Source organism: Vibrio lentus, assembly GCF_002875945.1.
Lineage (GTDB): Bacteria > Pseudomonadota > Gammaproteobacteria > Enterobacterales > Vibrionaceae > Vibrio > Vibrio apostichopi.
Genome location: NZ_MCZK01000051.1, coordinates 1 through 21,334, shown reverse-complemented (window position 1 = coordinate 21,334; position 21,334 = coordinate 1). Strand labels below are relative to the sequence as shown.

The 21,334-nt window shown below is 43.5% G+C and carries 19 protein-coding genes; 10 read left to right on the top strand and 9 right to left on the bottom strand.

What is annotated here, in order from left to right; translation table 11 throughout:
- Positions 1-106 precede the first annotated feature (106 nt).
- Complete coding sequence (locus BCT49_RS04460; RefSeq protein ID WP_102434308.1) at positions 107-601, top strand: outer membrane beta-barrel protein; 495 nt, start codon at positions 107-109, stop codon at positions 599-601.
- Positions 602-751: 150 nt separating this feature from the next.
- Here BCT49_RS04460 and BCT49_RS04455 read toward each other — a convergent pair whose 3' ends face one another.
- Positions 752-1,546: a hypothetical protein gene (locus BCT49_RS04455; RefSeq protein WP_102434307.1), complete on the bottom strand. Its 795-nt coding sequence runs from the start codon at positions 1,544-1,546 to the stop codon at positions 752-754.
- The gene (locus tag BCT49_RS04450; protein ID WP_102434306.1) at positions 1,467-2,240 is read right to left on the bottom strand and encodes a hypothetical protein; all 774 of its coding nucleotides are present in this window, start codon (positions 2,238-2,240) and stop codon (positions 1,467-1,469) included. The genes BCT49_RS04455 and BCT49_RS04450 overlap by 80 nt, the downstream gene beginning before the upstream one ends.
- Before the next feature lie 532 nt (positions 2,241-2,772).
- Between BCT49_RS04450 and BCT49_RS04445 the strand changes: the two genes are divergently transcribed.
- The 7 genes from BCT49_RS04445 to pheT all read left to right on the top strand — a co-directional run bounded on the left by BCT49_RS04445 (position 2,773) and on the right by pheT (position 13,377).
- Positions 2,773-3,558 (top strand): TetR/AcrR family transcriptional regulator, encoded by a 786-nt coding sequence (locus BCT49_RS04445; RefSeq protein ID WP_017109714.1) that lies wholly within the window; start codon positions 2,773-2,775, stop codon positions 3,556-3,558.
- Between the two features lie 121 nt (positions 3,559-3,679).
- On the top strand, positions 3,680-6,190 hold the full coding sequence (locus BCT49_RS04440; RefSeq protein WP_102434305.1) for an efflux RND transporter permease subunit: 2,511 nt from the start codon (positions 3,680-3,682) through the stop codon (positions 6,188-6,190).
- A gap of 44 nt (positions 6,191-6,234) precedes the next feature.
- On the top strand, positions 6,235-7,056 hold the full coding sequence (locus tag BCT49_RS04435; RefSeq protein ID WP_102434304.1) for an outer membrane lipoprotein-sorting protein: 822 nt from the start codon (positions 6,235-6,237) through the stop codon (positions 7,054-7,056).
- Positions 7,057-7,065: 9 nt separating this feature from the next.
- The gene (locus BCT49_RS04430; protein WP_102434303.1) at positions 7,066-8,298 is read left to right on the top strand and encodes a hypothetical protein; all 1,233 of its coding nucleotides are present in this window, start codon (positions 7,066-7,068) and stop codon (positions 8,296-8,298) included.
- Positions 8,299-8,532: 234 nt separating this feature from the next.
- Entirely contained in the window at positions 8,533-9,642 is a 1,110-nt protein-coding gene (locus BCT49_RS04420; protein WP_102434302.1) for a GGDEF domain-containing protein, read from the top strand.
- 309 nt (positions 9,643-9,951) lie between these two features.
- Complete coding sequence (gene pheS / locus BCT49_RS04415) at positions 9,952-10,935, top strand: phenylalanine--tRNA ligase subunit alpha (protein WP_004734764.1); 984 nt, start codon at positions 9,952-9,954, stop codon at positions 10,933-10,935.
- Positions 10,936-10,953: 18 nt separating this feature from the next.
- Complete coding sequence (gene pheT, locus BCT49_RS04410) at positions 10,954-13,377, top strand: phenylalanine--tRNA ligase subunit beta (protein ID WP_102434301.1); 2,424 nt, start codon at positions 10,954-10,956, stop codon at positions 13,375-13,377.
- Between the two features lie 300 nt (positions 13,378-13,677).
- On the opposite strand, the gene BCT49_RS04405 is transcribed toward pheT, so the two are convergent.
- From BCT49_RS04405 to BCT49_RS04390, 4 genes are all read right to left on the bottom strand, one after another.
- Positions 13,678-13,869: a hypothetical protein gene (locus BCT49_RS04405; RefSeq protein WP_102434300.1), complete on the bottom strand. Its 192-nt coding sequence runs from the start codon at positions 13,867-13,869 to the stop codon at positions 13,678-13,680.
- A 338-nt stretch (positions 13,870-14,207) separates the two neighbouring features.
- Positions 14,208-15,443 carry a patatin-like phospholipase family protein gene (locus BCT49_RS04400; RefSeq protein ID WP_102434299.1) on the bottom strand — a complete coding sequence of 412 codons (1,236 nt, stop codon included), beginning with the start codon at positions 15,441-15,443 and terminating at the stop codon, positions 14,208-14,210.
- Between the two features lies 1 nt (position 15,444).
- A complete protein-coding gene (locus BCT49_RS04395; RefSeq protein WP_102434298.1) occupies positions 15,445-16,317 on the bottom strand; it encodes a hypothetical protein in 873 nt (290 codons plus the stop codon).
- Complete coding sequence (locus BCT49_RS04390) at positions 16,305-17,111, bottom strand: HipA family kinase (RefSeq protein WP_102434297.1); 807 nt, start codon at positions 17,109-17,111, stop codon at positions 16,305-16,307. Before BCT49_RS04390 ends, BCT49_RS04395 begins: the two co-directional genes overlap by 13 nt.
- 422 nt (positions 17,112-17,533) lie before the next feature.
- Between BCT49_RS04390 and BCT49_RS04385 the strand changes: the two genes are divergently transcribed.
- The gene (locus tag BCT49_RS04385) at positions 17,534-18,406 is read left to right on the top strand and encodes an alpha/beta fold hydrolase (protein WP_102434296.1); all 873 of its coding nucleotides are present in this window, start codon (positions 17,534-17,536) and stop codon (positions 18,404-18,406) included.
- Between the two features lie 101 nt (positions 18,407-18,507).
- On the opposite strand, the gene BCT49_RS26245 is transcribed toward BCT49_RS04385, so the two are convergent.
- Together BCT49_RS26245 and BCT49_RS04380 are read right to left on the bottom strand one after the other, a co-directional pair.
- On the bottom strand, positions 18,508-18,630 hold the full coding sequence (locus tag BCT49_RS26245; protein ID WP_258183960.1) for a hypothetical protein: 123 nt from the start codon (positions 18,628-18,630) through the stop codon (positions 18,508-18,510).
- 59 nt (positions 18,631-18,689) lie between these two features.
- On the bottom strand, positions 18,690-18,947 hold the full coding sequence (locus BCT49_RS04380; protein WP_017085640.1) for a hypothetical protein: 258 nt from the start codon (positions 18,945-18,947) through the stop codon (positions 18,690-18,692).
- A gap of 776 nt (positions 18,948-19,723) precedes the next feature.
- Between BCT49_RS04380 and BCT49_RS04370 the strand changes: the two genes are divergently transcribed.
- Positions 19,724-20,650 (top strand): hypothetical protein, encoded by a 927-nt coding sequence (locus BCT49_RS04370; RefSeq protein ID WP_102434295.1) that lies wholly within the window; start codon positions 19,724-19,726, stop codon positions 20,648-20,650.
- A gap of 123 nt (positions 20,651-20,773) precedes the next feature.
- On the opposite strand, the gene BCT49_RS04365 is transcribed toward BCT49_RS04370, so the two are convergent.
- On the bottom strand, positions 20,774-21,154 hold the full coding sequence (locus BCT49_RS04365; RefSeq protein ID WP_102434294.1) for a hypothetical protein: 381 nt from the start codon (positions 21,152-21,154) through the stop codon (positions 20,774-20,776).
- Positions 21,155-21,334 lie beyond the last annotated feature (180 nt).

Here is a 21,334-nt window from a genome sequence, read left to right as displayed (position 1 = left end):
TAAATCTTGCTTATTGCATTACTAATTAAATAGTTATTACAAAAAGGGCGACTTGGTGGCAATTTATTGCCACGCAAGGCCTGCCACTAGGACGAAAAGGTCGAATATGAAAAAAACGTTATTGGCACTAGCACTGCTAGGTGCATCTTCAACAGCAATGGCTGATTCTTGGTTATACGGTGGTGTTATGGGCGGTCAAAGCTCATTCGCTGGTGAAGATGAAAATGCGGTGGGCATCCACGTAGGTACAGGCATCCTGCCACTAATCGGTGTTGAAGCGGGTTACTGGGATCTAGGTTCTTTCGACAACGTTAGCTACGGTAACCGTGCTAAACAAGGTGTTGACGTAAGTACAGCTTACCTAGCGATTAAACCAAGCATCGACTTCGGTCCTCTACACGTATACGCGAAAGGTGGTCTTCACTCATACGAAGTGAAAGGCGATAACTTTAAGCAAGACGATGTAGACGTAATGTTTGCAGTTGGCGCTGAGTACTTTATTTTTGGTCCACTATCTGTTGGCGCTAGCTACCAAAACTTCAAAATGAAAGATGATGACTCTGGCGTTTTCTCTCTAAACGCAACTATCCACTTACTGTAATTAATCAGTCAGGCGATCGTAAATAACGGTCGGATAGTCGTTAAAGAGTTTGTTAGAATTCATAAAAAATGCCAGCTTGATAGCTGGCATTTTTGTATCTGTAGAATAGTAATGTCGTTGACTTAAGCGGTATAAGTTAAGCGAGCAGCGCTATTTTTTGCTGTTTAGAATCTTCTGGATTCTTGGGTTAATCGCTTTACCGTGTTGGCTTTCATACTCTTCGCGTTTCAAGTCGTTTAGGTTCTTCACTGAGTTAGCAGCAAGAAGGAACTGCGGCAATTCTGTTTCCAACATGCCTTTCTCATCTAAACGCTTCGCTTCCAAATAGTATTTCTTAAACAGGCCATCGAGCTTGTTTTCAGCCGTACGCTTCAAGTCGTACAGTTTGTTTTGGATTAACCACTTCTCAATCTTGTTCACAGCAGTGCGCGACAACACACGAATACGGCTATCAAGCAGCTCTTCTTCTGTCAGTGAATCTTTCAGGATCCAAAGCTCGCCCATTTGCGGCGGCCAACTGTTGCCAAGTTGAATACGTTCATGACAGTGCATTAGCACGCGGTTAAGGCCGTCTGAGTCCACAGAGTGGGCAAACTCAAGAAACTTACCGCTCGGTTCACTACCGTATTGGTATTCCCACTGAGTTTCGTACACGCTCAAGAAAGAACCGAACACATGGATACACCAATCGGTCAGCTCTAATTCAGCTGGATCTTGATCAACAACAGGCACTTGCTGAGACGCACCAGAGCCAGCAGCGTTTGGTGTCGCTACTTTTACTTCGGTACTTTGCGCTTCAATAACGTCAGGTACTACGGGATCTTTAGGCAGAACGTTAGCGTCAGGCACAACAGGTGAAGCTGGCTCAGAAGGTTGGCTTTTTGCCTTTTTGAATGAGCTGCTGCCTGAAGCGTTCAGATGGGCTAAGCTTTTGTCGATACCCATTTCCTTGAGCTTGTCCTGCATTTCCTGAATATTGAGAGGTCTTCTGCTGTTGTTGTCTTTCATTTTGCTTCTCGTTAACTAACCAGTACTGCAACTTAGATTCGATGCGTGATATTGGCATTAGTTCATTGGCTTTGGCTTTATACCAGAGGACAAATTTCTTCCATATTAAACTATGGTCACCAGCAAGGCCGGAGAATTTAAACGCACGTTCCGCCCATGTTGGAATGTTCTCTTCATCCAAATCATGAGTTGAAACGGTATTGCTGGTCATTGAGCCTCGGCTTTGTGGGCGAGGGGCATGCTGCATGTTTTGCATCGGTGCCGGAGCAGGCTGAAACTTAGGTGCAGGTGCAGGTGCAGGTGCCGTAGAGTAGACCGGAATACTATTGGTCGGTTGAGTCTCAGCGTGAACCGCAGCTTGCTCTTGCTCAATGAGCATTTTGAAAACGTGAATCTCTTTCTGATCTCGATAATCTACTTTTACCTTATCGAGAAAACCTTGGTCGACTAAACACTTAAGGCAGTCGGCTAAACCAAACGTAGAGAGAGCACAAAGTTGACCTGCTGATTGTAGGCACACATTGGTGTAGCCGAATTCGTCAGCACCGTCTGCAAGCATCAATAAAACCAGCTTTTCTGCTGGGCTTGAAGTATTCACTTGCCAAGCTAAATAAGAATATTTGGCGCTCAATATCGTGTTCTCAAAAAAGGTAAGTCGTTGTCACTATTGTAAGTCACCCCTTACCGAATTTATAGCAACTTAACAGAAAACGGCATTAGTAAGCCAAATATTAACCATAAGGAGAGGTCTGACCCAGAAAGTAAGCCTACACCCATTCATTCTTGTGGTTTTCGCTAGGATTCATTGGGCATAAGTACGCATAGCGGCTTGATGTGACGGCACACTTTGTTAGGTTAAGAATGACCAATTCGTTTTCGCATTCTGTTCGTCAAAATCAAATCTTCTCTTAAGGTCGGCTATTGACGATTTTCTTATCTATTTTCCATTCATCTCTGCTTATATTCACAAATCATATTAAATTTATAAAACACCTTGATATGATCAATATTTGCGCTATTATGACGATAAGTCATAAATGACGAAGCGTCACAAAATGGTTAACTACATGAATTTACCATTCGTGTTAATATATTGGATAGGAGTGTTTTAAATACTGGCGAAGCTTAGATAACGGCTAAGCTCATATACGGACTGAAAAATTATGTTTGGCTTTAGTTGTAAAGGCGATAAACAAGGTATCTTTGGTTGCAAAGGCGTGTTGTCTAAAAAGCAGCAGTCTATCGCAGACCGAGAAGTAGAATTGATGTTGTTAGCGAAAGATCTGGTTCGAGAACAAGGGTTCGGAAACCTCACGATGGATAAGCTGACGGCGGCGAGCTGTTATTCTAAAGGTACGATATACAATCACTTTTGCAGCAAAGAAGACGTGGTTTTAGCTTTGTGTATTCATTCCTTAAAGGCCGAGGCATTGATGTTTGCTCGCTCTGGAGAGTTTGAAGGCAACACACGCGAAAAGATCGTCGCACTGCACGTTGCTTACCGAATCTATGCTCGCATGGAACCGGTACTATCAACTTGTGCGATCATGGCAAAAAGCCCGTGGGTACTAGAGAAAGCGTCTAGTGCACGAGTAACCGAGATGAACGAACTGGAAGAGTTGGTGATTGAACAAGCCGATTCCATGGTTAACCAAGCTGTAGAAGCGGGTGACCTAAAGTTCTCTTCTGGTGTGGGTTCAGATGCCATCGTGTTTGCAAACTGGTCAATCGCATTTGGTTCAAATGCCTTGTCGCAGAACGCATCAAACAGTCATTGTATCAAGCGATTACAAGACCCGTATTCAGTATTACATAACGCGAACATGCTTTTAGACGGCCTAAATTGGCAACCCCTTTCTAGCGATTGGGATTACCGCAAAACTTGGCGTCGTGTAGAGCAAGAACTGTTCAGTGAAGAAATCACCTACTTAGAATCAGTAGGTCGATAAGCTTCCATTAAGCCCACTCATGTGGGTTTATTAATAACCATTTGTGACGATTCGTCATAAACTTAAGTTTAGCCTAATGTGTTTTTGGTTTTCTTGAGTGTATGACTAAGAATTGCGTCTTTTGTCAGCTTCGGCTGGCTTTTTAAGACACAACTATGACGAATCGTCACAAATGGAGACTGTGATGGAACATGACAGCCAGAAGCCCGCTTTCGAGCACCAAAACCGAGATAACCGTAACGTCGAAAACGCTGATCTAAATAACAGTTGGCACTCAATACCGACTAAGCGTTCGTTTATCGTTCTGCTGGTGGTTTTTTCAATCATCATGCTCTCTGCTTTTGGGGCGAAGAACCTCTACTTTAGAGGGGACTACAACATCTTCTTCGAAGGCACCAACAAACAGTTGATGGCGTTCGATGAAATCCAAACCACCTTTGCAAAAACCGACAACCTCGCGATTGTTGTTGCACCTGAAGATGGCAATGTCTTCACCCCAGAAACCCTCACCTTAATTCAAAACCTCACGGTTGATGCATGGCAGATCCCGTACTCAAGCCGTGTCGATTCCCTTGCCAATTACCAGCATACCGAAGCTGTTGAAGACGACCTCTTGGTCGAAGACTTGTTGTATGAAGAATATGAGCACACACCAGAGCGAATCGCCAAAGTAAAACAGATCGCCCTCAACGAACCACTGCTTAAAAATGCATTAGTGTCAGCCTCTGGCGATGTGACCATTGTGAACGTCACCGTGCAATTGCCTGAAGTGGATAAAACCGCGGAAGTGCAAGAAGTTATCGCGGCTATCAATACTATGATCGCCAAGTACCAAGCCGATTACCCGAATGTCGAATTCCATAAAGCGGGCATCATTGCCATGAACAATGCGTTTATGATGTCGGCTCAAGAAGACAGCTCAACGTTAGTGCCATTAATGCTGTTGGTGGTGTTGGTGTTCCTCACCTTTATGCTGCGCTCGTTCTTTAGCGTGGTGGCTACCTTAGTTGTGATTATCTCTTCGATTGTCGCGACCATGGGTTTGTCTGGCTGGGCAGGAATGTTCCTCAGCACCGCGACGGTTAATGTTCCAACCTTGGTATTAACCCTTGCCGTTGCCGATTGTGTTCACGTGATTGTGACCATGAGACAAGCGATGCAGCGTGGGATGGAGAAAGCACAAGCCATTCAATACAGCATTAAGCTTAATGCGATGCCGATCTTAATTACTTCGGTGACCACCGCGATTGGCTTCTTGATGATGAACATGTCGGATTCTCCCGTATTGCGAGACTTCGGTAACTTGTCGGCATTGGGCGTGATCATCGCGTGTTTCCTCTCTGTGACCATGCTGCCTGCGCTGTTAAAGCTCTTGCCAGTTAAGAGCTTGCCAGCAAATCCATTAGCTGCAGATAAAGTGACCTTTATGGATAAGCTCGGCGATTTTGTCGTTGCTAACCGTAAAGCACTGCTGCCTATTTCTACTCTAGTGATTGTTGGCGCTGCCGCGTTAATTCCACTCAACAAAGTGAATGATGAATCGGTGAAGTATTTCGATACCTCAAGCGAATTCAGACAAGCTGCAGACTTCATGGAAGAGAGCGTAAGCGGCATGACGACTATCAGCATTGCTGTTAAGACTAACGAGTCTCAAGCGATTGCTGATCCTGTGTTCTTACAAGCGATTGGCGACTTTACCGATTGGCTACGCGTACAACCAGAAACCGACCATGTGGCCACGCTTTCCGATGTTTACATGCGTTTGAACAAGAACATGCACGGCGATGACGACAGCTACTACCAATTGCCGCTTAACCGTGAACTTGCCGCGCAATACCTACTGCTTTACGAGATGTCTCTACCGTATGGCTTGGACTTGAATAACCAGATCAATGTCGATAAGTCATCGATCAAAATGGTACTTACCGTCGATAACCTCGGCAGTGTGGAGCTAGTAGAACTCGAAGAGCGTATTTACTCATGGTTTGCAGCTAATGCACCTCAATATGAAGTGGTCGCGTCGAGCCCATCACTGATGTTTGCTCACATTGGCGAGACCAACATGGCGAGTATGCTCTCGACTCTGCCTATCACCTTAGTGCTTATCTCTGGCCTGATGATCTTCGCATTGCGCTCGGTGCGCTTGGGTGTGATCAGCCTAGTGCCAAACATTGCTCCGGCGATTATCGGCTTTGGTTTGTGGGCGCTTATCTCTGGTGAAATCAACCTTGGTTTGTCAGTCGTGGTTACGCTCACACTGGGTATCGTGGTTGATGATGCGGTGCACTTCTTAAGTAAATACCAACGCGCCAGAATGGAAGGAAAATCAGCAGAGGAAGCCGTTCGATACGCCTTCCACACGGTGGGACGTGCACTTTGGATTACCACAGTCGTACTCGTGGCGGGTTTCTCTGTGCTGGCGATGTCGAGCTTCAGACTCAATTCCGACATGGGCTTACTCAGCGCGATTGTGATTTTCATTGCGCTAGTAGTCGACTTCATCTTGCTACCTAGCTTGCTGATGATCTTCGACAAACAGACTCACTATGCAGTTAAAACTCAGCACGGATCAAAGCCAGACACCAAGTCGCAGCCTAGCCCAACAGCCGAACTGACTACTTCGACCAAATAAGGAATCGTCAGCCTACTGCGGTGGGCTGACTCAAGGAGAAATTTATGAAAAGCGTTAAACAATCATTCGTTACTACATTACTTACTGTCAGCTCATTAAGCGTCGGCACCTTAACAATAGGCACATTCGCTGCTTTCCCTGCGTTAGCTGATCCTGCGAAAGGCTTAGAAATTGCCGAGCAACGTAAAGCCGTTGATATGGGGTGGGGCGATTCTGTCGCGACCATGGAAATGCTACTTCGCAACAAACAGGGCGAAAGCAGCACACGCCTAATGCGATTGAAGTCGTTAGAAGTGGATGACGATGGTGATAAAGGACTGACGATTTTTGATGAGCCTCGCGACGTAAAAGGCACAGCTTTTCTAAACCATTCACACATCACTAAATCGGATGACCAATGGCTGTATCTGCCTGCATTGAAACGTGTAAAACGCATCTCTTCACGCAACAAATCGGGCCCGTTTATGGGCAGTGAATTTGCTTACGAAGATTTGAGCTCGTTCGAGTTAGGAAAGTACACCTTCAACTACATTGAAGACGCCAAAATTGAAGGCGTGGATACCTTTGTATTAGAGCAAGTTCCGACCGATAAAAACTCCGGCTACACCATGCAAAAGGTATGGCTAGACCAACAATATTACCGCCCAGTTCAAGTGGAGTTTTATGACCGTAAAGGCGCATTGCTCAAAACCCTCTCGTTCGAAGATTACAAACAATACCTAAACCAATACTGGCGCGCACACACCATGTCGATGCAAAACCACCAAACAGGTAAAAGTACGGTATTAACCACGACAGATTTAGCGTTCCAGACCGGTCTTAAGGACAAGGATTTTCAAAAAAACACACTTAAACGTGCAAAGTAAGGCAAGAATATGAAAAGGATTGTGTTAACAGGAACGCAGTTATCTTTAACCTTGGCAGCGACAGTTGGGCTTATGCAGGTGTCGTTGCCATGTGTGGCTGCTGGTTTTAGTTCTGAGTTCGTAGAACAGGTCACCCCACAGCTCGCAGGGCAGGTAAACCTTGAACACAGGCAGTTCTTAAGCGATGGCTTACAAGGGCAAGACAAAGGACAAAGCTCACTGGTGTTGCAACCAGAGTTTTACTGGGAACAGGAAGAGGGCAACGGCAGCTTTACCTTCATGCCGTTTTATCGCCTAGACAGCGAAGATGATGAGCGCACCCATGGCGACGTTCGTGAAGCTCTGTATCTCAATTATTGGGACGATTACGAACTGCGCGCCGGTGTCGGAAAAGTGTTCTGGGGCGTGACCGAATCGGCGCACTTAGTGGACGTAGTAAACCAAACCGATGCCATTGAATCGGTCGATGGTGAATCAAAATTAGGTCAGCCGATGGTGCACTTTACGTCCATCAAAGACTGGGGAACCATCGATGCCATGTTACTGCCGTATTTTCGTGAGCGTACCTTTGCAGGGGAAGACGGTCGATTAAGGCCAACGGTACCCGTTTCAGACGATGCACTTTACGAATCTTCGAGAGAAGAAAAGCACGTAGATGTAGCACTGCGTTATAGCCAAATGTACGGTGATTGGGATGTCGGTTTAAGTTACTTAGGCGGCACAAACCGAGACCCTTACTACCGTGTTGAAGGCAATCAGCTAAAGCCGTATTACGCGCAAATGCAGCACTTCGGACTCGATGTGCAAGGCATTATCGGTGATTGGTTATGGAAGCTGGAAAGCATTTATCGTGACAGTTACGACAACCACACAGGCGTAGCAACAGGCTTTGAATACACATGGGTTGGGGCGCTTGAATCATATTGGGACATCGGCTTCATTGCTGAATACCTGTATGACAGCCGAGGCAACAATGCGCAAACCATCGGCCAAAACGATGTGTTCCTCGGTGCGCGTTTCGCCTTGAACGATGAAGACGGCACCGAAGTGCTTACAGGCATCACTCAAGACTTGGACAACAGTGATGTCTACAGTGCAAAGCTCGAAGCATCGAGTCGCATCAATAACAACCTCAAGTGGCGATTGAATGCTTGGTTGTTTGAGAACGAAACCCCAGAGGACTTGTTGTTCTTCGCTCGCAAGGATGATTTTGTCGAGGTGGCGTTGGAATATTACTTTTAGTATTTATACAGAGTTAGCATCTCCAACAAGTTAATGTTGGTTCCGTGAGGCGTTCTCGTTAAGGGGACGTCTCACATTTAAGATGAGCCATATTTAGAATGTTCAAAGTCGTCTTTTTATAAAATGGATCAAACAATCGAATAGACCCACAGGTAGAATGGTTATATTTTCGAGCATCTATAACCTCCGGATATGCATGTAAATCATGCTGGCGGTATCGGCCCTAAGGGATTTATGAATTCATTTATTTGGGATAAAAACTTTGAAACAGGCATTGGTGTCGTAGACGAACAACATCAATACCTTGTTGGTTTTATCAATCACTACGGAAACCTGTTGTCAGAGAATACGATCTCTATAGACGACATGAGCGTCGCTTTACTCGACCTCACGCGCTATGCCGAATTTCATTTTAAAGAAGAAGAATCTTTGATGAGAGATTGTAGTGTGTATGAGCTGCACATTGAAGAACACATCAAAGTGCATCGTGTGTTTATGCAAGACATCTACAGCATGCAAGCCTTCATCTTGGAAGAAGATCAGGCGTCAGCACGTCAGCTACTGGATTTCCTCATCCATTGGCTTGCTTATCACATCCTTGGCATCGACCAAAACATGGCGCGACAAGTGGCCGCGATAGAAGAGGGCGCAACACCTCAACAAGCCTTTGAAGCAGAAGAAAAGCAGCAAGACTCGTCAACCATCCCTTTATTAGCCGCGCTTAAAGGCTTATTTGAGCAGGTCTCTGAACGCAACAAACAGTTGTTACGCTTCAACCAGTTACTCGAAGACAAAGTCGAGGAGCGTACGGCAGAGTTAAAACAAGCGAATAAGAAACTTGAAGAACTGTCCTTAACAGACTCACTCACTAATTTGCCTAACCGCCGCTGTGCTTTTAAACAGTTAGCAGTGCATTGGCAAGACTCCAAAGAACTTGGCGTGCCTTTGGTGTGCATTATGATCGATGCCGACCACTTCAAGCGCATTAACGACACCAGTGGCCATGATGCAGGTGATTTGGTACTAAAAACGCTCTCGCGCGAACTGAAAAACACATTCCGCAACGATGATATTGTGTGCCGATTAGGGGGCGATGAGTTCTTGGTGATTTGTCCCGATACCGATCTTAAAGGCGGCATGCACATCGCAGAAACGACTCGACAGAAAGTGTCTGAATTAGAGGTCGAAACCGGCAACCAAGCTTGGATTGGCAGCATTAGTGTCGGTGTGGCTGAAATGACCCAAGAATTCGAAACCATGAATGAATTGATTAAAGCGGCTGACGAGTCCGTTTATTTAGCGAAAAACGCGGGGAAGAACAGCGTTTGTTCGATTCAGATCTAGAGTTGGTTTGCGTCGAGTTGAGAGCATAGCTCACGTCAGTTTTAACGCTCAGGCCACTTTAAATCTAAAACCTAGCTCGCTTTATTTTTTGAGCGCTATTCGCTTCCAAAATAAGGAGTGGAACCTGTAATTGTTCCACTTCTTCCTACTCCTCATTAATATCCTGTTAAATTTGCCGTGTTTTTAGTCAATAACTTGCTCTTTTAGCGATTCAATTTGGCATTGGTAGCGTGTTTGATTACTATGTGTAGCTATCTAAAAAAACTAATCATCCGATACGGACACTACCAACTGGTAGATGAGGAAATGATGCAACATCTAGAAGAGATCATTGCTAATGCAACGACTGCTATTGATACAGCAGATTCGTTAGTCGCACTTGATGAAGTGCGAGTTCAGTATTTAGGTAAGAAGGGTGAACTAACCCTTCAACTACAAAGCCTAGGTAAACTTCCACCTGAAGAGCGTCGCACTGCTGGTCAAGAGATCAACAAAGCGAAAGGTGCTGTTCAACAAGCGATCGCAGCTCGCAAAGACGCACTACAACGTGCAGAGCTTGAAGCGAAACTAGCTGAAGAAACTATCGATGTGAGCCTACCAGGTCGTCGCATTGAGAACGGTGGTCTTCACCCAGTTACACGCACTGTTGAGCGTATCGAACAGTTCTTTGGTGAGCTTGGCTTTAGCACTGAGTCTGGCCCTGAGATCGAAGATGCATTCCACAACTTTGATGCACTAAACATCGCAGACGATCACCCAGCTCGTACTGATCACGATACTTTCTTCTTCAACCCTGATCTAATGCTACGTACGCACACTTCTGGTGTTCAAATCCGTACGATGGAAAACGGCAAACCGCCATTCCGTTTCATTGCTCCGGGTCGTGTTTACCGTAACGACTACGATCAAACTCACACGCCAATGTTCCACCAAGTGGAAGGTATGTTAGTTGATGAGAACGTAAACTTCGCACAACTTAAAGGCATTCTTAACGATTTCCTTTGTAACTTCTTTGAAGAAGAAGTTGAAGTGCGTTTCCGTCCTTCATTCTTCCCGTTCACAGAGCCTTCAGCTGAAGTTGACGTGAAACGTAAAGATGGCAAATGGCTAGAAGTTCTAGGCTGTGGCATGGTTCACCCTAACGTACTTCGCTCTGTTGGCATCGACCCTGAGAAATACTCTGGTTTTGCATTCGGTATGGGTGTAGAGCGTCTAACGATGCTTCGTTACGGCGTAAATGACCTTCGTGCGTTCTTCGAGAACGACCTTCGTTTCCTTAAACAATTCAAGTAATCAGGGGCAGTCAAAACTATGAAATTCAGTGAATCTTGGCTACGCGAGTGGGTTAAACCTGCAATTAACAGCGAAGAGCTAGCTCACCAAATCACTATGGCTGGTTTGGAAGTTGACGATGTAGAACCTGTTGCTGGTGAATTCACCGGCGTTAAAGTAGGTAAAGTGGTTGAGTGCGGTCAGCACCCAGACGCAGACAAACTACAAGTAACTAAAATAGATATCGGCGAAGCCGATCTTGATGGAAATAAACAGCTTTTAGACATCGTATGTGGTGCATCTAACTGTCGTCTTGGCCTAACTGTAGCAGTAGCAACAGTTGGCGCAGTACTTCCTGGTGACTTCAAAATCAAGAAAGCAAAACTACGTGGCGTTCCATCGCACGGCATGCTTTGTTCTTTCTCTGAGCTAGGTATCGACGTAGAGTCAGACGGCATCCTTGAGCTGCCAGAAGGCACAACGCTAGGTATGGACGTACGTGAGCTTCTAGAGCTTAACGACGTAACTATCGACGTAGACCTAACAGCAAACCGCGCAGACTGCTTCAGCATCCGTGGCCTTGCTCGTGAAGTTGGCGTACTAAACCGCGCAGACGTTACAGAGCCAACAGTTGAAGCTGTTGCAACAAGCATTGAAGACACAGTATCTGTTGAAATCAAAGCAACTGATGCTTGTCCACGTTACCTTGGCCGTGTGGTTAAGAACGTAAACGTGAAAGCGGAATCTCCAATCTGGATGCAAGAAAAACTGCGTCGTTGTGGTATCCGTTCAATCGACCCAGTTGTAGACATCACAAACTACGTGATGCTAGAGCAAGGCCAACCAATGCACGCATTTGATCTTGCTAAGATCGAAGGCGGTATCGTGGTTCGTCTAGCAGAGCAGGGCGAAAAGCTAACACTTCTAGATGGCAACGAAGCTGAACTAAACAGCAACACACTTGTTATCGCAGACCAAAACAAAGCACTAGCAATCGCTGGTATCTTTGGCGGTCAAGATTCAGGTGTGACTACTGAAACGACAGACGTACTTCTTGAAGCGGCATTCTTCGCACCGGATCACATCCGTGGTCGCGCACGTGCTTACGGCCTTCACACTGATTCTTCTCTACGTTTCGAACGTGGTGTTGATTCAACGCTACAAGCAGCAGCGATGGAGCGTGCAACACAGCTTCTAGTTGAAATCTGCGGTGGTGAAGTTGCGCCAGTCAACGGCAGCGAATCTGAAGCTGATCTTCCTAAAGCAAACGTAGTTGCTCTACGTCGCGCTAAGCTAGACAGCCTACTAGGTCACGAAATCCCATCTACAGACGTAGTGGAAATTCTTACTCGCCTAGGTTGTAACGTTGAAACGACAGACGCTGGCTGGACGGCAACGTCTCCATCTTGGCGTTTTGATATCGCAATCGAGCAAGACCTAATTGAAGAAGTAGGTCGTATCTACGGTTACGATAACATTCCAAACCAAGCGCCTAAAGCGGCACTTAAAATGAATGACCACAAAGAAGCTAACCAACCGCTTAAGCGCGTTCGTGACCTTCTTGTAGACCGTGGCTACCACGAAGCAATCACATACAGCTTCGTAGAACCAGAACAGCAAAAACTTGTTGTACCTGGTGTTGAGCCGCTAATCCTGCCATTCCCAATCTCTGCGGACATGTCAGCAATGCGTCTTGGCCTAATCCAAGGTCTTCTAAACACAGTTGTTCACAACCAGAAGCGTCAACAGTCTCGCGTTCGTTTATTCGAATCAGGCCTACGTTTCATCCCTGAAGCAACTGCTGAAAACGGCATGCGCCAAGAAATGATGCTTGCGGGCGTTATCTCTGGCACTCGTGGCGAAGAGCACTGGGACATTGCAACTAACACTGTAGATTTCTTCGATCTTAAAGGTGACCTAGAAGCCGTTCTTGAGCTTTCTGCAAACGAAATCGCATACAGCTTCAAATCTCTTTCTTCTGAAGCAAAAGAGCGCAACCCAGCACTTCACCCTGGTCAGTCAGCAGTAATTATGGCTAACGGTAAAGAAGTGGGTATCATTGGTACTGTTCACCCAGAACTAGAGCGTAAGTTTGGTCTTAACGGCCGCACTATCGTATTCGAAATCGAATGGGCAGCTATCAACACTCGCGTGCTTCCAGAAGCAGTAGCAGTATCTAAGTTCCCTGCAAACCGTCGTGATATCGCAGTAGTTGTTGACGAAGCAGTTGCTTCTGGCGACATCGTTGAAGCGTGTATCGCAGCGGGTGGCGAATTCCTAACAGGCGCTAAACTGTTCGACGTATACGTTGGTCAAGGCGTTGAAGAAGGTAAGAAGAGCCTAGCAATCGCACTTAGCCTACAGTCTGTAGAGCGCACACTTGAAGATGCAGACATCGCTGGTTCAGTAGATGCTATCGTAGCTTCAATCTCAGAGAAATTCGGCGCAGCACTTCGCGACTAATCTCTTCTGATAGATAGAAAAACCAAAGGCCTCGCATTGCGAGGCCTTTTTGTTCATTGTCGTAGTAGGGTACCAACTCGTAATAGAACATAAAAGTGGCTTGGCTACTCAACTAGATACAGTGACACTACTGTAGTGGATTCAAAATTTTGGGTAAATCTTTGACATGGTATCAGAGCATATATTGTTTAAGAATCTTTATGATTCATTTATTGTGGATATAGTCTTCAAGATTCCATTTGAGCATATAATGAAAAACCTCAATGCTCTTGGGAGTATTGAGGTTCGATTTGGGGAGTTTTATACGGAGAATGCCTTTGCTAGTTCAGACTCTTCATCTACGGACTGTTGTACAGCTAACCTAGCCAGCTTAATTTTCTCTTTAAGGTCAGTAGCAGTTTGCGGCTTACTGTCAAAATACTCTTCTGGTGAACTCTTTTTCATCAGAGAAGAGCGGCGAATAGATAAAATTTTTGTTGTTTTATTTTCCATAACCACCTCCTTTAAAAACGAGCATTACTTAAAACGCGACCTAATAAAATCAACCATGGTTGTAACATTTCCGTTCGAAATGTCTCTTCTAAGACAACCCTAGCTTTATGCAAGTATAACCACATACAGTCGTCAGGTGCAACATTTGTATCAAGAACTAAGACTCCAATACAATGGCTTTCAGTCGTGTTCGACTGGTGGAATCTAAGTGTATCTTCCTCCCTAAAAATTGGGAAAGAAACTCTTGTTTTTGTTTCTGCATTATCTGAAGAAACTATTTCCGCCTTTTTAGCCCATGCCTCTCGTGCATCAATCACATCATCATTTGAGTCTAGAGGCTACTCATATTTTTTACCGGAAGCATTAGCGGACCCTGCTATGCTCACAAGAGAGTTTCTTGATGTAGGCACATAAAGCCAAACACGGACTCGTTCTTCCTCGAAAGTTGATTCCTCTTGAATTGCATTCAATACAACGTTGAACATTTCTGCAGAGCCATAATTAGCTAATGCCTCTTTAGTTATATCATCTAAAGATGCCTTTAGCAGTTTTACTGTTTGGTCGTTAGAAAAAAAATCAAGCCCGTCAGTCAAGCCGGCATAATACAAGCGCATTACATCCAATTTTGATACATTAACATCCAATGTATCTATATCTTGAGGAACATTTACCCTTACTCGCTTGGCGTTCAGCATATCAAACATTACGTTATCACTAGCCTCAAGTGCGGTATCAATAAGTCGACTCAGATAACTGAACCTCCCTAACTTCCCTTCAGAAAGAATAGCTTCTTTATGTAAATCAAAGGCATATATAGGAATGTTTGCATTTCTTTGCTCATCTTTGAACATAAACATGGGGACATTTGACGATAGTCCACCATCAATTAGAACTTTCTTATCACTAATCTGAGGGTTAAATAAAAATGGGTAGGAAGCCGAACTGCAGACAGCGTTAAATACATCTTCATTAGGGGTTGTTTGAACTGAGTAAACTACGGCTCTTTTTGAAGATAAATCAGAACAGATTATTTTCAGTTCTAAGTTAGTTTCTTCATATAACTGTGCAAAAGTTAAGCGGTCATCATGACTGCTTAATAAATTAGGAGCTTGTTTTTTTGTCCACTCGACCAGAGTTGTTCTCAAATGGTCAGTATTATAAATCCCTAACTCCTTGCTTCGAACTGCATTTACGAGTGGCACAATGGACTTAATAAACGGTGGGCAAGTTGTCGCGATACTTGTAACTTTATCTACAAAATTATTTCGATTTGTCCCTTTGAATATGCTTCTTACTGATACTGGAAAGCTTGAGAAGCTATTTGCAGACTTTTTTAGTAAAAACAGTTTTTCACCCTTGTCCTCAAAAAGCATATCTTTAAAAGGACTTCGTATCATCTTTAAATAGATTTCTCTTCCGTCGTAACCAATTGCGGCAAGATACGCTATGATTGCTCCAGCAGATGCTCCTCCGTAGCCTAAAAAATCAATTTTTTCTCGCTGTGCAGCTTCCAAAGCACCAGCTAAAGCGGCTCCTTTTACACCGCCTCCTGCAAAAATACCATATGCTTTCATGTTATGCAGCTATCTCAATAATTTTATTTGCGGCCATTTCAGATGTTTCAACAGTACAAATAGTCACATTCGATTTTTGTCCTATATCTTTAATTGTATATATTGTATCACTTAATTTATCTTTAATATTATCCGTGATTGAAACATCATCTTGGCTAGGTGTCTTAATTAGAATTGCATACTCTTCAGGTAATACGAGACTATTGCTATTCATCAAGTGCTCAAGGTCTAAAATTCTAGCTTTAATTGTATTCAAAGAAGATGAGTGACCAAACCCAGATAAAAATCCAAAGTTAATCGCAGTTCTATCTGATAAAAAACCAAATTGTGTTTTCGTTTTGGACCTGTCGATGGCTATCTTCACTTTAAAGTAATCTTCAAAGCTAGGCATCTTAGTAAGTACATTTTTAATCACGGCCTCTTGCCAGCGCTGGGATACCTTATGGCTTTGCTTTAATTCATCGTCATAGTCTCTTTCTGCTGCCATGCTAAGGCTACTAAGACTTGAACATCTTTGAATTGCTTGTTGCGCAACTTTAAATACGTTGTCGTCTGCTGCCGGAGTAGTTTTTCCTTGATATATACCTTTAAATGGGGGCTGCCATAACTCGAATGGTTTATTATTTTTTAAGTGTTCTTGTATAGAGCTTTTACAGTGATTGACCATATTAGATAAGTTTTTAGACTTAATACCATATAGTGAATCTAACACCTCTTCCCTCAGTGTAGGGAATATTTTAAAACCACCACTAGCATCGATAATCACAATTGCAATAGTAATTCTTTCTCCAGATAAAAGGATTGGTTCAAAATAAATAGGTATCCAATTCGCTTCGAATGACGGAAATTCAGGGAACATATCTAGATCGCACATTGGAATAACTCACCTTGTTCTGGGTTTAGTTTTTTTCTAATAATTTCATTGAGAAAACCAATCCTTTCAATTAAGAATGCTACTATTGAGTCTATATCATCTTGGTCAAGTAAAGATGGGCCATAACAGATTTCCACACATTTCTTTATATCAACAGTCGAGTAGTTATCGCATAGTTCTTCTCGAACCTTTTTAACAATCCTAACTTTTGATAGTTCGTCAAGTTCTTCTGATATAAAGTTAAATAGGAGATTTTTGCTGATTGGTTGATTTGACTCTGCTTGCTCAGGTAAAGCTAAATCGTGATCAATGAAAATAAATTCATCCCCACCATCATATAGTAAATTACCCCAATGGCGATCTGAATTAGCTATCCATTCATCAAAAATAGCTGCCTCTAGTGATTTAGTATGGGCTCTAAGCTTCTCCCAAATCAGTTCATTGTCTTCGACATTTAATACACGATTCAAGCTTGGGTAATCAGCATCTTTAGAACCAAAACCGATGAATATACTGCTATCTACACTCTCTTCGCCGACAAGCTCTACCATTAGATGAGCTGGAACCTTAACTAAGATGGGTTCAGGAATCGGTAGTCCAATTTTACGACCGATAATTGCACAGATTGCCTCTGCAAATAACCTCCGTGGTTTCAATAATTTTAAATATACAAACTCTGTTTTTGAGTCCGTCGTTTTTACCGGGGCTTTCCAAACTGGGTTTTTCGAATTATCTTCTAGCAACTCTGCTCCAGGCAGTAAAGTTCCTAGCACTATGTTTGATTTATTATCCACGATTGACTCAATGGTAAGTGATTCATTGCTTACAAAACAATGATAAAAGAAGGTAGTACAACTAGAAAAATGATAACGAAAACACGGAGGAAATGAAAGGTGTTTCAGTTCAACAGCATAAACAAAAACTAACTTATTATTCCATTAGGCTCATAATCTTAGCTGTTATCTTGTCTTAGGTTTTCTCAGCTTCAATCGACAAACATCGTCAGCTATCCCCTGTTTCCAATTATTTGTGTTTGCATAGAGAATGCTAACTTATTCTTTTAAATTGGATATTTTGGTTGATGCATTTTGGCGTTTAAACAGATTAGTTTTCTCATAGCTTTCCTTGACCCGTCTACAACTTCACACTTTATAGTGGTTATATTGATTGAGAGGGGCGCTTTCTGTGTTCCCTCCAAAGTAAGTAGAGAGACACTATGAAACGTTTAATTATAAGCATCACATTCTTGGTATTCATGGCGCTTGGTAGCTTTAATGCCATGGCTCATGATTCAACGGTTAAGTACGGTATTGCGATATCTCACGATGGTGAGCAAATTGCGTATGGCAAAAGTGGAAGTGGGGATACGGCGCTAATCTTCATTCACGGCTGGAGCTTAGACAGTAGGCTGTGGCAAAACCAAGTGAGTGAGTTTTCAAAGCAGTACCAAGTGATCACTATGGACTTAGCAGGCCACGGTAATTCATCGTTCAATCGTGAAGAGTACACCATGGTTGCGTTCGCTGAAGACATCAAAGCAGTCATCGAGAAAGAACAACTCGAATCTGTCATCTTAGTTGGGCATTCAATGGCAGGTGGTGTAATTGCAGAAGCCGCTAAACTGATGCCGAAAAGAGTGAAGGGTATTATTGGTGTCGACACATCGCAAAACGTCACACTAGCGGTTTCACAAAGCGACCTAGATGCAATGACCAAACCTTTTGAAGCAGACTTCCAAGCGGGCATTACTATGTTCGTGAAAGACTCACTACCAAAAGATGTAGATGCGGATTTACTTTACTGGGTAACGCAAGACATGGCATCAGCACCGCCAGCTATCGCAATAAACCAGTTCCGCCATTATCTAGGCCAGTACGTGACAGGCGAAGCACACCGTGTGTATGAGAACGTGAATGTGCCAGTAATATTGGTTAACGCTCGCCTATGGCCAACCGATTCAGAAGCGAACAAGAAACACATCAAGGATTACAGTATTTACTACATTGAAGACTCAGGTCACTTCCCAATGCTAGAGCAACCACAGCAGTTCAATACAACGTTGATGAAAGCGGTTCAGTCAGTGAAGTAGGGAGGTTGTAATCATTCTATAGATAAAACTAAGGCCTCGAGATTGCGGGGCCTTAGTTTTTTAAGTTAAATCGATGGAGCCTGTAAAATTGATAGAGTCCATTATTTTTTGTCTTGAGATTCTTTATATTTTTTTGCAATCCACTCATGCAAATGAAGCCCCGTTTGACGCTTTAGGAATACACTGATACCAGCCAAAATTAACAGTCCAATTATTGTGCCCATAATCATCTCCACGCTTTGTCATTTTTAAATTCATTTTAATCAATACGTTAGTGTTTTGATTAATCCATTGATTTCATCATTTTATCTATATTAAGCCCACCAAGATCCTCGAGGTTGTTCTTAATCTCTTCATCGATTGATAGTTGGCGTTCCACTTTCTTTATTTCCTTCTCAAGAAACTTTTCAACTTCTTGAGATACGTTGAACATTAAGCCCTGTTCACGCGCTGCTTTTCTCGCTCGTTTAAGACGAACATCTAAGTCTGATGAGATTTTGATGTTCAGTGATACTTTGGATTGTTTTTTCTGTAATGACATATCGATTCTCAACTTTATCTAAAAAATACTATAAACTTTTCTACCTTTTTAGCAAGAAATCTTAAGGTTGACGGAGTCAGGATCGAATAAGAAAACACCGAGGCTAGCAGCATTGATCACTTTGAAGACTCAGGCCACTTCCCAATGCTGAGCAACCACTGCAGTTCAACACAACGTTGATGAAAGCGGTGGAGTCAGTGAAGTAGGGTGGTTGTAAGTGAGAATAGGCTGATAATCCCCTCCTAACCTCCCCTTGGTTTACATTTTCAATCTCTTGTTGGTAATGGGAAAGGGGAGGAACTGAATACCGATCGCTGCATGTGCTGCTGTATGTTCAGCGGCAAAGAATGTTCTCCCCCTCAATCTTATATCTCAAGAGATCGGGTCACTCCATTCGAAGGGGAGCTAGAGGGGGAGTCTTTGGTCTACTAGAACCATTCCACAATGTCGATGAAAGCGGTGAAGTCAGTGAAGTAGGGCGCTGTAGTTGTCAAAGAGTGGATGTAATCATTCTATAGATAAAACTAAGGCCTCGCATGTGCGGGGCCTTTTTGTTCGTTGAAGGTTTTGCTAGTTACATTCATTTCAATTTGCGAGTAATGATCGCATCGTTCACTCGTTTATGGTCCTTAAACGACGGCCTCATAGTTATATAAATGGTCTATCAACCACTCCTAGATACGTAACTAGCACCACTGTTATTAGTAAGGGCTGACCGAATCTAGTGGTGCTTTCTAGTGATAATCACTTTAACTATGTGTTTAGGACGTCCTGCTATGGCTAAGAAAATCATATTCATTCATGGTCGCGCTCAAAAGCCCGATAAAGCTCCCCTGCAAGCACTCTGGTACGAGGCTATAGAACATGGCTTGAGGCGAGATTGTGGAGACTCAAGTTCGTTACAAGCTTTTAAAGATGTCGATAAGCGGTTTGTCTATTACGGTGAACTATCAAACACATTGTTAGAGAAACCAACGGAAGATCCTGCAAGTCGACAGCAAGCGTTGTCTGAACTCAAAAAGTACAAGACAAGTCAGTTCAATAAAACAACGTATAACAAGGTATCTAAAATTGGTTTTCTAAAAGAGGCGTTAGCAGATACTTTTTCATCGCTGTTTGGAAAGCTGGGTGTGGCTGAGACACCTATAACGAAGGTCGCGCCGGATATGTCTCACTATTGGAATGAAGATACCTATTTTGGTAGCGATGTCAGGTATAGGCTAATGGTTGAACTGAAGGAAGCGCTTGATAATCAAGATGATGTGATGATTGTATCGCACAGTCTCGGGTCGATGATCATCTATGACGTGTTGTGGAAGCTGTCTCATTACGGAGAGTATAGACACGACTATGGTGCGGACAAGAAGGTCAACTTATTGCTTACGCTCGGGTCACCGTTAGGAGATGAAAACGTAAAAGATAGGTTGAAAGGGAGTCGTTTGAAAGATGAGAAGAAGTACCCTTTAAACATTCAGCAATGGATAAACATATCGGCAGAAGATGATTTTATCTCTCATGACAGCAAAATTAGAAATGACTTTAAAGATATACTCAAACTGGATTTGATACCCGGCGGAATGAAAGATATTCACCCAATCTACAATCTCAATATTCGCAACGGAAAGAGTAACCCGCATGCTTCCATCGGTTATCTCATCAACCCCCAATTCATCAAAGTTTTGGATGAATGGCTCTCCAGTTGATTTGGTTTACCATCGTAAATTGCTCGCTGCTCGTTCATTGGAACTTAGATAAAACAAGGCCTCGCGTGTGCGAGGCCTTTTTGGTGTTTGTGCTGATGATGCAACTGGCTTGGAGAGTATTAGCTACTCTGTGTAGATAGCTATTCCATTGACCGTCTGTTCTGAAATAGGGATTAAGTATTGGTAGTCTGTGCCGACGCCTCCCAATACTACAGAGTTGTTGCTTCCTGTCGCTTGAAGTAAGACCCCATTAGCTCCTAGTTTGGCCGCCTGCTTTTTTAACTCTTCAATTGCATAGTCGATAGAGCCTTGTTTCGTCACCCCTGCATCACTAGATGCATCAACCAAAGCTATTTTTTCATAGTTCTCAGGTGCTTCAAGATAAAGCGTAACCTCTTGAGGTGTAATTGGGTCTCTGGCTTCACCGACTAATATTGCTGAACCAGATGCACAGCCAACTAAAAATAGCGTGATAGAAAGAGCTAAGGTTTTAAAGATATTCATTGGGGTTCGATCTGTTTCTGGAATTAGGAGCGGAGTATAGCGAAATAAGACCACCCGTTAATTATGGGTATTGTAACAAGTTGCGTTATTGCTTGTGAATCAGATGCATATGAGACTTGACCGACAATCCCCTCCTAGCCTCCCCTTGGTTTACATCTCCAATGGCTTTGTTGCGTAATT

Excerpts from the sequence above, each read along its gene's own strand:
- pheT (WP_102434301.1), top strand. The coding sequence starts at position 10,954 with ATGAAATTCAGTGAATCTTGGCTACGCGAGTGGGTTAAACCTGCAATT.
- pheS (WP_004734764.1), top strand. The coding sequence starts at position 9,952 with ATGCAACATCTAGAAGAGATCATTGCTAATGCAACGACTGCTATTGAT.
- BCT49_RS04380 (WP_017085640.1), bottom strand. The coding sequence starts at position 18,947 with ATGTCATTACAGAAAAAACAATCCAAAGTATCACTGAACATCAAAATC.
- BCT49_RS04365 (WP_102434294.1), bottom strand. The coding sequence starts at position 21,154 with ATGAATATCTTTAAAACCTTAGCTCTTTCTATCACGCTATTTTTAGTT.
- BCT49_RS04385 (WP_102434296.1), top strand. The coding sequence starts at position 17,534 with ATGAAACGTTTAATTATAAGCATCACATTCTTGGTATTCATGGCGCTT.
- BCT49_RS04405 (WP_102434300.1), bottom strand. The coding sequence starts at position 13,869 with ATGGAAAATAAAACAACAAAAATTTTATCTATTCGCCGCTCTTCTCTG.
- BCT49_RS04400 (WP_102434299.1), bottom strand. The coding sequence starts at position 15,443 with ATGAAAGCATATGGTATTTTTGCAGGAGGCGGTGTAAAAGGAGCCGCT.
- BCT49_RS04430 (WP_102434303.1), top strand. The coding sequence starts at position 7,066 with ATGAAAAGGATTGTGTTAACAGGAACGCAGTTATCTTTAACCTTGGCA.
- BCT49_RS04395 (WP_102434298.1), bottom strand. The coding sequence starts at position 16,317 with ATGTGCGATCTAGATATGTTCCCTGAATTTCCGTCATTCGAAGCGAAT.
- BCT49_RS04460 (WP_102434308.1), top strand. The coding sequence starts at position 107 with ATGAAAAAAACGTTATTGGCACTAGCACTGCTAGGTGCATCTTCAACA.
- BCT49_RS04445 (WP_017109714.1), top strand. The coding sequence starts at position 2,773 with ATGTTTGGCTTTAGTTGTAAAGGCGATAAACAAGGTATCTTTGGTTGC.
- BCT49_RS04435 (WP_102434304.1), top strand. The coding sequence starts at position 6,235 with ATGAAAAGCGTTAAACAATCATTCGTTACTACATTACTTACTGTCAGC.
- BCT49_RS04455 (WP_102434307.1), bottom strand. The coding sequence starts at position 1,546 with ATGGGTATCGACAAAAGCTTAGCCCATCTGAACGCTTCAGGCAGCAGC.
- BCT49_RS04420 (WP_102434302.1), top strand. The coding sequence starts at position 8,533 with ATGAATTCATTTATTTGGGATAAAAACTTTGAAACAGGCATTGGTGTC.
- BCT49_RS26245 (WP_258183960.1), bottom strand. The coding sequence starts at position 18,630 with ATGGGCACAATAATTGGACTGTTAATTTTGGCTGGTATCAGTGTATTC.
- BCT49_RS04370 (WP_102434295.1), top strand. The coding sequence starts at position 19,724 with ATGGCTAAGAAAATCATATTCATTCATGGTCGCGCTCAAAAGCCCGAT.